At 51.9% G+C, this 7,522-nt stretch carries 5 protein-coding genes; 1 reads left to right on the top strand and 4 read right to left on the bottom strand.

The features are described from left to right. Positions 1-90 precede the first annotated feature (90 nt). The 4 genes from QOS10_RS08695 to QOS10_RS08680 form a co-directional block, all read right to left on the bottom strand. Positions 91-324, bottom strand: a complete 234-nt coding sequence (locus QOS10_RS08695; RefSeq protein WP_283595090.1) for a hypothetical protein — start codon at positions 322-324, stop codon at positions 91-93. Positions 325-483: 159 nt separating this feature from the next. Continuing rightward, positions 484-2,463, bottom strand: coding sequence for an ABC transporter ATP-binding protein/permease (locus tag QOS10_RS08690; RefSeq protein WP_283595089.1), 1,980 nt, complete (start codon positions 2,461-2,463; stop codon positions 484-486). A 124-nt stretch (positions 2,464-2,587) separates the two neighbouring features. Then, on the bottom strand, positions 2,588-3,262 hold the full coding sequence (locus QOS10_RS08685) for an ABC transporter ATP-binding protein (RefSeq protein WP_283595088.1): 675 nt from the start codon (positions 3,260-3,262) through the stop codon (positions 2,588-2,590). Between the two features lie 15 nt (positions 3,263-3,277). Next, positions 3,278-4,351, bottom strand: coding sequence for an ABC transporter permease (locus tag QOS10_RS08680; RefSeq protein WP_283595087.1), 1,074 nt, complete (start codon positions 4,349-4,351; stop codon positions 3,278-3,280). 181 nt (positions 4,352-4,532) lie between these two features. Between QOS10_RS08680 and QOS10_RS08675 the strand changes: the two genes are divergently transcribed. Beyond that, positions 4,533-7,436 carry an LTA synthase family protein gene (locus QOS10_RS08675; protein ID WP_283595086.1) on the top strand — a complete coding sequence of 968 codons (2,904 nt, stop codon included), beginning with the start codon at positions 4,533-4,535 and terminating at the stop codon, positions 7,434-7,436. Positions 7,437-7,522 lie beyond the last annotated feature (86 nt).

Genomic DNA, 7,522 nt, shown 5'->3' with positions numbered 1-7,522 from the left:
TGGCGCACACCAATCGAGATCTTCCTGCTTAATTTACGTCATTAAATTCGTTCAAGTTATTTCTTGCAATCTGCCTTTTATTTAGTTTAATTAGACAAACTTCAATTGAAATTCTTCTGTATCCAGAACGTCGTCTACCTTTAATTCCTCACCACTGTGATACTGGTTCGCATTTAGGTAGAACCCCGGGTGGGCATGGCCGTAAAACTTAAAATCGTACTTTGGTGCTGAGTCAACATCCGTAATCTGCATGACTCCTTGTGTACCGTCAGAGCAATGAACCGTTTGCGTCTTATCATTATCATGAACAAAAACTGTCGTCACTTTTAACACCTCCGTTATTTATTATACGCCTATTTTGGTCTACCTAATAAATTTTTATGGTCTATTTTAATTTATCATACTATCAACAATGATCTGTATAGTAAATCAAAAAACCAACTCAATTGGTTGGTACCAAAAGAGTTGAACTTCTCGCTAATTCTAATCTGCCGTCAGGGCATCAATTGGGTTCAGGTTGGCTGCCCGGTGTGCTGGAAGCAGGGCTGCAATGAAGGAAATCACAATTGCCACCACAAAGGCAAAGACGATGTTCCCCGCGGTAATCTGAACAACGTTGTACTTAATCATACCGTACAGGGCGTGGTTAAGAATTGCCGTCGCTGCTAATGCTAGAACCATCGCCAAGACCGCCGAAAATAGACCGATCAGGATCGATTCAGAGGTAAAGAGCCGCCGGATATCCTTCTTCCGCTCGCCTAATGCGCGCAGGATTCCAATCTCCTTGGTTCGCTCCGATACCGACATGTACATCGTCACGATGATCATCAGGGCCGATACCAGGAGTGAGATTCCGGCAATCGCCGCCAGAACGGTTGAGGCCAGGCTGACATAGGTATTAACGGTCTTCAGGACAGAGCCAACGGTAATCGCGCCAAAGATCCGCTTGTTGCTGCCGTCACGCATGTTATCGATCCGGTTGGCCACCGTCTGGACCTGATCAAGGTCGCTGACGAATGCGGCCACGAAGTTAGCATCCGTCGTCCCGCCGTTATCCTTCATCAGGCGGTGCATCGTCGTGTAGTTCATCGCGGTGACGGCACTCGGCCCATCCGCGATCCCGCTCACCCGAACATCACTTTCCACCGGTACTGGTTTATTATTGTTGTCCATCCAATTAAAGGAAATGTGGACTTGCTTGCCGATCAATTGCCGATACTTAGTCGGACTGGTCAGCTGGATTGCTTGCTGTTTAGTCAGGAGAATCTCGTTATTGCCCGGTTTATGACCGTGCTTGATGGCCCGGGTGGTAACGGAGTGGTTCCAGGTCGAAAGGTTAGTTCCGCTCTGCTGCATCTTCTGGTAGGACAGACGGAAGCCCGGAACGATTATTCCTGGTTCCACCGCCGAAACATCCTTGAGCTTGCGCAGCCGGTCAACGTTATGCTCACTGATCAGCATCGACTGCGGATCAGCCGCCATGTTCTGCATCGAAGCCTGGAGCTGATCCTGGGTCATCTTCTTCCCCGTGGGATTCTTGTGAACCGTCACCGCCCGGGGATTGGCCAGTGAGTTGATCTGGTCTTGGATATACCCATTAATCCCGTTGCCGAGGCCCGTAAAGAGGATCACGGCAAAGATGCCGATCGCTGTCCCCAGCATGATCAGTGAATTACGCCAGAAGTTATACATCAGGTGCTTGAAGGCCGTCCGATAACTGGCAACTGCCGGGAGCGGCCGGGAAGCAATGTGCGTTGGCTGGTCAGGCAGGGGGTAAGTCGGCCGCAGCCGCTCATCACCGTCAATGACGCCATCGGCAAGGTGAACAATCCGTGTCCCGTGGTCCGCCACTTCCTGAGAGTGGGTGACCGCAATGACCAGCTTGCCATCCTTGGCAATGTCATCCAGCAAGGCCAGCACTTCTTGGGTATTCTCAGCATCCAAGGCCCCAGTCGGCTCATCGGCAATGATGATCTGCGGGTCACTGGCCAGTGCCCGGGCGATCGCGACCCGCTGCTTTTGTCCTCCAGACAGGTGGTTAGGATGCTTATCGACCTGGTCCCCCAGGCCAACCTTGTCCAGCAGCTTGAGGGCGCGTTGCCGCTGCTCCTCACGACTCATGGTGGTCATATCCAGGGCAATCAGCACGTTATCGAGCACCGTCAGATGAGAAATCAGGTTGTAGGATTGATAGATGTAGCCAACGGTTGACCGCCGGTAATTGTCCAATTGCTTTTGGTCATGGTGGTCAAGTACTTGGCCATTAACCAGGACCTGACCTTTGAAATTGCGGTCGAGGCCGCCGATGATGTTCATCAGGGTCGATTTACCACCACCGGATTCTCCGAGGATAGATACAAACTCCCCACGTTCAAAGTCCAGACTGATCCCCTTAAGAACCGGAAATTCTTCTTTATCGAGATAGTATGACTTATGAATATCATGCAGTTCTAGAAAAGCCATGTGTGTCTCCTTTACTTAGTTTTTGTAGGCTACCTAATTAAATTATACCAAGAGCGGCCCATTGTCGCTAAGCAAAGACAGCATTTTAGAAATAAATTAGAACATGGGAATTTCCCGGGAAATATTAATTTTCCTGTGTTAATTGCCCGTCCATCAGCTGATAGGTGTGGTCAGCAAACTCCCGTAGCCGCAGGTCGTGAGTTACCACGATGACGGCCTTGTGGTGTTGCTGGGCCATCTGCTTGAGAAGCCGGCCGACAACCTTCACCCGGTTGCTATCAAGAGCTGCCGTGGGTTCGTCGGCCAAAATAATCTGCGGGTTGGTATACAGCGCCCGGGCGATTGCAACCCGCTGATTCTGCCCGCCTGATAATTCACCCGGATACTGGTCAAGAAGGCGCTCGATCCCCAATTCCTCCAGGAGGTGATCCAACTCGGCTGATGACAGGTTCCCCCGGCATTTAACCCGCTCAACCAGCTTGAACTGATCCCGGACACTCAGGTAGGGCAAAAGGTTATACGACTGAAGGACAAAGCCGATCTTATTAAGGCGCAGCTGGTCGCGCTGCTTGGGAGTCAAATCTGCAAGGTTCTGCTGGTCAATCAGGACCGTGCCGCTATCAGGCGTCTGCAGGCCGCCCATGATCGTCAGGAGGGTGCTCTTCCCAGAGCCTGATGGCCCGAGGATCAGACTTAGCTCGCCTAAATCGGCGGTGAAGTTCACGTCTTTCAATACCTCAACGCGGCTTAGTCCCGAGCCGAAGAACTTATTAATATTACTTAATTTGATTGCAGTCATCGTTACATCCCCCTATCAATTGTTCAAAGCCCGCACTGGGTCAATCTTAAGGATCATCCGCACTGGCAGTAGCGCACCAAGCATGCCGAGAACCACTAGGATAAGACTGATCCCAGCAATAATCGGCCAGTTCATTAACATTGGGACAGCTGGCGGCAGCAGCAGCTGGGTAATCCAAGTAAAGATCACCCCGCCAATCACACCGACTAACATCAAGACTACCGCCTGGGCCAGCGTTGCATTGACCAGATGGCGGGCCGGGATTCCCTGAGCACGCAGGACGGCATAATTACTCATCTTCTGCATTGTCAAGATATACAGGAAGACGGCGATGATCACCAGTGAGATCACCATCAGAAATGCAATCATGAATGTAAAGGTATTGTTCTGGGCCGTATAGCCGGGTAGCTTTTGAATAAAGCCGGTTACGGAATAGCGGCTCAACTGGTTAAAGTGCTTGGCCGGCTCAACGCGGTCGGCAACTATTCCGCTGGCGACGACCTGGTCATTGACCCCTTTCAGCTGCTGCCAATTGGCAAGAGTTGTATAGATGACTGGGGTCACATTGAGCTTGGCGTTCTTAGCAAAGCCGACAATCTCGTACTTCTGCTGGCTGGAATTCAGGCGAACCTGGTCGCCAATGTGATACCCCTTGGTGCGCAGTCCTTCATCCACCACGATCTGGTGAGCACCCTTTGCCTGGTGCCCAGCCGTCAGCTTGATTTTATGCTTAGCGATAAATTGCTGGCGATCCAAACCAATCACCTGGGCGTTTTCCTTCAGTTGCTGGTGTTTGCCAGCTCTGGTGATGACCACCGGGACTTGACCAACCAGGGCCTCGTGGTCGCTCAAACCATTGGTCGGGAGCTGATCTTTGGTAATCATCGCGGCACTCAGGCTACCGTTGGCGTTCTTATTAAGGAAGACCGTCTGGGTTCCCCACGAGTTAATGGCGGCCTTGTTCTCGTTGGCCAGCCCCAGCATCATCCCCATCAGGATAAAGACCAGGTAGCTGATCATTATGATCATGATGGTGATCAGAGCGTAACGGAATTTAGAGTGTTTAATTTCTTTTAATGCTAGAAACATTTCCTATCACGAACTTTCTGTAAAATTAGGCGTGTGGTGACACCGTGTCACTTTTAGTTTACTTTTCATAGTGACACCATGTCAATAGCAATGTTTGTAACGGGAAATAATTCTTAACCGCGTCTTAAATTAATTTGCGGTATACTGGTTATATTTGATTACTAAATGGGAGATATCTTCGATGAAACACGTTCGGGCCTGGTGGCCGTTCACCCTCCTTATCTTTGGCTGGGGAATCAACGCCATCATCTGGGCACCACAACTAACCTATGTCAAATACGCACACAATAATTGGACCATGGTGGGGATCCAGCTTCTCCATAGCGGAACCATCATCGTCTTTTTGACCGTCCTGTTGACGATCGGGGCTGTTCTAACACGGCAGACCTTTAGTCTTGCACGAACCGTTAAATTATGGCTCTATACTATCTTAACGGCCTCTTTGGCGGTCATCGTTGACTGGCTGGTCTTTAACCAATTCAACTACCATCGTCTCTACAACGCCCTGTTGCCCATCAGTCGCAACGCCGCTCCGCTGGCAACTGCCGTCATCATTGCCAGCGGCATTTTGCCCTGGTTGCGTACCAAAACCAGCAAGCATAGCGCTTCGACGGGGATTACCTTGCTGGCCTTGCCATTAGCAGCAACATCGCTCTTTAATCAGGATATGTTCGGCCTTCTGAAGGGCAATTCAGTTGCCTTTTACTTACTGATCCTGACAATCGGGGCCCTGGCTGACCAGCTGACCGTTAACCGCCGCCGGACTATCAAATGGCTAAGCGCAGCCCTGATTATAAATATTCTGCTGGTGGCCGTCATGCCCAACGCAGCCTTCCAGACACACGCATCAATGGTTACCGCTGGCCGCTTCACCACGCCAACCTTCCTGCCGACCGTGATTATTGCCGGCTGCACCTTTACCCTGTTTTCCAAGCAGCTAACCCGATTTGTTGCAGCCCTGGATTACCCCGGCTACTTTCTGACCGGCCTGGCAGTCCTGTTTAGCGACCCGGTTGTCATCAGCCGGGCAGCTAAACTGACTAGCCTTACTGCGAACTTTGCAGGGCAGATCGGCATTATCCTATTCCTAGCATTATTAGGGATGGCAATTGGCCTCATCCTTCCTTATGGGCTGCAGGCCCGTTGGCAGCTCAGCCGGCGGATCAACCGCTGTCTCGCTACTGCCACCGACCAAACTACTGATCAGCAGCTATCAACGATCACTCGGCGGGTCACAAGGGCTATCGGCCACCGCTGGCCCAGCCTGCTGGCCTTCCTGGTCGCTTACGTGCTAGCCGACCTTTCTATCTACTACATGGGTAACGATACCATCTTCGTCAAACAGTCGATGTTGTGGCTGACAACTCTTTTGATCTTCCTAACCTTCAAGGCGCTCCAGGCACTGACTAACCGCTACTGGCTATCGCTGCTGGTCACCGGGATGAGTAATATTATCTGGATCATCGCCAATATTCAAAAGATGAACCTGCGAAATGAACCCATTCTGCCATCTGAACTGGCAATGATCGACGACCTTGACAGCCTGCTCAAGATGATCGACTACCACCTGCTCATCTACAGCGGCATCGCTATCGTCGTGGTCATTGTCGCCATCGTCGTACTGGAACACCGCTACCGGGCTCAGCGGCTCACCTGGCCGTGGCGAATTTTCTGGCTAATCCTCGCCGTCTGCGCCTTCGGTAGTTCCGCCTTTTGGAACCACCACGGCTCCCGGATGCAGACCATCATGGCTGGATTAGACGACCAGCCGCACTTCATCCACCAAGCTGTTGGGGCCAAGCAGAACGGACCCACTGTCCAGTTTCTCAACAATGTCGACATCACGGTCATGACCAGACCCCACGGCTACTCCAAGGCCGCCATGGAACGGATCAGTCGTGAGTACAACCAGACGGCTCGCCAGATCAATGCTACTCGGACCGACCAGCTGAAAGACCAGACCATCATTTTCAACCTGAGTGAGAGTTTCGCCAACCCCGACCGGGTTCCCGGCGTCACCCTCAAGGCCAACCCGATTCCGAGGATTGACCACATCAAGAAGCAGACGACCTCTGGAATCATGATTAGTTCTGGTTACGGTGGCGGAACCGCCGACATGGAGTACATGTCTCTGACCGGGTTTGCAATGTGCAACTTCGCCCAGACTCTGTCGACGCCGTACACCCAGCTGGTGCCATACCTCAAGCACAACCCGACGATCGTGCAGAGCTTCAAATACGCGGCCGCCATCCACCCGTACTCCAAGAAGTTCTACGACCGGGGAACCGACTATCCGAAATTCGGCTTCAAGAAGTTCTCCTACCTCGGCAGCAAGCAGTACCCGATCAGGCACCAGAAGAAGATTGATCGGAACACTTATATGTCTGACCAGACGGCCTACGCCAATACTCTGGACCAGCTCAAGGCCCATCATGGCGCCCAGTTCATCAACCTGGTCACCATGCAGAACCACCTGCCGTACAACAACCTCTACAACGGGATCAACCGTTTCCACGCCGCGGTTGGCGACGGGACGGACCCCGCCCAGGTCGAGAACTATGCGATGGGGATTCATTACACCGATGCGGCGGTGGACCACTTCATCAAGGAGATCAGCAAGCTCAATCGGCCGATCACCCTGGTCTTCTATGGGGACCACCTGCCTGGAATCTACCGAAACAGTATGAAGAAGGATGGCCTGAAGCTGCACGAGACCGACTACTTCATCTACTCCAACCCGGCCGCCCAGCGCCAGGGAGCACGGAAATTGACCCGCTCGACGCACTACGTCGGCCCGAACGACTTCATCGCGATGGCCGCTGAGCAGACCAACTCCCGTGTCACCCCATACCAGGCGCTGCTTACCCGGCTCTACCACGAGCTGCCGGCCTACGCGCTGAGTACCCAGCAAAATGGGACCAACAGCTTCAATTCGGCCCCCGAATACGTCAACCAGCAGGGCAAGGTGGTTAACTACAATTCCTTTACCAAGAAGCAGAAGAAGCTGTGGCACGACTACCAGCTTGTTCAATATGACATCACGGCTGGGCACCACTACTTACTGAAAACCAATATGATGAAATAAGATCCTCTGGAGGCTGGGAATTAACTATTATTTTCTAGCTTCTAACTAAGAAAATGCGAACTATGATTTTTGATTTAATCAAAAAT

This window comes from Limosilactobacillus galli, from assembly GCF_947381495.1.
Taxonomy (GTDB): Bacteria; Bacillota; Bacilli; order Lactobacillales; family Lactobacillaceae; genus Limosilactobacillus; species Limosilactobacillus galli.
Note: the sequence above shows the minus strand (reverse complement) of the source record. Positions and strands in the feature narration are given on the sequence as shown.